Origin of the sequence: Terriglobus sp. YAF25 (assembly GCF_052113305.1) — a bacterium.
Taxonomy (GTDB): Bacteria; Acidobacteriota; Terriglobia; order Terriglobales; family Acidobacteriaceae; genus Terriglobus.
Genome location: NZ_JBFRCY010000932.1, coordinates 1 through 1,467, shown reverse-complemented (window position 1 = coordinate 1,467; position 1,467 = coordinate 1). Strand labels below are relative to the sequence as shown.

General features: G+C 56.2%; 3 protein-coding genes and 1 pseudogene. 2 read left to right on the top strand and 2 right to left on the bottom strand.

The window, feature by feature from the left end:
• The coding region (locus AB4043_RS25360; RefSeq protein WP_442308503.1) for a hypothetical protein at positions 1 to 193 on the bottom strand (193 nt) is incomplete at its 3' end.
• Positions 194 to 270: 77 nt separating this feature from the next.
• Positions 271 to 414, bottom strand: a complete 144-nt coding sequence (locus tag AB4043_RS25355; RefSeq protein WP_442300410.1) for a hypothetical protein — start codon at positions 412 to 414, stop codon at positions 271 to 273.
• Between the two features lie 155 nt (positions 415 to 569).
• Here AB4043_RS25355 and AB4043_RS25350 point away from each other — a divergent pair, with 155 nt between their 5' ends.
• Together AB4043_RS25350 and AB4043_RS25345 are read left to right on the top strand one after the other, a co-directional pair.
• Entirely contained in the window at positions 570 to 857 is a 288-nt protein-coding gene (locus AB4043_RS25350) for a PqqD family protein (RefSeq protein WP_442300409.1), read from the top strand.
• A pseudogene (locus AB4043_RS25345) lies at positions 854 to 1,467 on the top strand (hypothetical protein); the annotation flags it as partial. The gene AB4043_RS25350 and the pseudogene AB4043_RS25345, both read left to right, overlap by 4 nt.

Genomic DNA, 1,467 nt, shown 5'->3' with positions numbered 1-1,467 from the left:
CGTTCCCGCCGGACCCGAAATCGTGTTGGATCCAGGTTTTGTCCTCTTCAAGGATGGGGCCGGTAGCTGCGACGTCTACGTTCAGTAGATCAGCCGCAACCGCCTGGTCCCAGGAATGGGACCAGGACACGTCGGCGTCAGCGGGAAGCGTTGCAGCTTCCCCTTCGTCAATGCTGAGTCCGTAATGGAGCATTCTCTTGGTAGCAATCGACGCAAAGGACCACAGGTCAGTGCATGAAGTGTTTATGCCTATGCGAAAGAGGCGGATGTTTAGGAATACGAACTACCGTCGCTGGCACCGCTGCTAGCGGCTTGAGTGATCTCTTCAATCTTGCCGTATTCCACCAATTCCGACTCCGCAAACTGAGACTGTTTTGCGGTGAGACGCGCCTCTTCCGAGGGTATTGTCTGCATAGGATCTCCTGAGTGTTCGCCGCAAGCATACGGTATCTATTCTCCAACTGCAAGAACTTGTTTTCCGCTCCATTGGGAGGTTGATGAGGATTCGTATTTAGGTTCTGGGAGTCCTCTTCGATGACATATAACTGACGTGCCGATATGGGGGGCGAGTGAACGACGACAAAAGTATCTATCACCTGTCCGAGCAGGTTCTAGCCGTTGAGACAAACGGTGAATACGTGTTAATGGACTATGGATCAGGCAAATTCTTCGGGATTCGCGGCGCAGCCCAAATTCTGATGGAGCCGCTACAGGCAGGGATGACATTGGATGCCATGGTGGCCCTGGTTCAGCGCCATTACGGAGTTGACGCGATCCTTGCGGAGAAAGATGTGCGGAAGATCCTGTCCAGGCTGCTCGATGCGGGGCTGGTTCTAGATGGAGATACGCCGCGATGAGCGCGATCGCCGGCTTATGGCACCGCGATGGTGCGCCAGAAGCCAGGGCACGACTAGGAACTGTGCTGGCCGCGCTCCATCATTACGGTCCTGATGCACGCACGCTGTGGGGGGACGGTGCGGTTGCGTCTGGCTACTGCCTTCGCAAGATCCTTCCGGAAGACGGTATGCAGGCACAGCCCATCTCGCCCGATGGGGGACGCACACACGTTGTCGCGGATGTCCGGCTGGACAACCGGCCTGAGCTTACTGAACTCCTTCGTATCACCCCGAACGACGCGGCAGCGATGAGTGATGCGTCGATCGTGGCTCACGCAGTAGCGCACTGGGGAACCGATTGCTTCCAGTACATTGTTGGGGATTACAGCTTTGCTGCCTGGAATTCGCTGGACCAAAGCTGGCTACTCGCCCGCGATGTTGCAGGCGCTCTTCCTTTGTACTTCTATTCCAACGAGAAGATCTTTGCATTCGCCTCTATGCCGATAGGACTCCTCGCGTTGGCTGAGGTTCCGGGCGAAGCGAACGAGGAAGGCTTGTTACAGATGCTGGAGATTGCTCCTCGTGCCTCGGCTGAAGTCACCGAGTGGAGCGCCTTCCAACATATCCGCAG

What these genes read in the sequence shown, in the direction of transcription:
- AB4043_RS25355 (WP_442300410.1), bottom strand. Translation starts at nt 414, where the DNA reads ATGCAGACAATACCCTCGGAAGAGGCGCGTCTCACCGCAAAACAGTCT.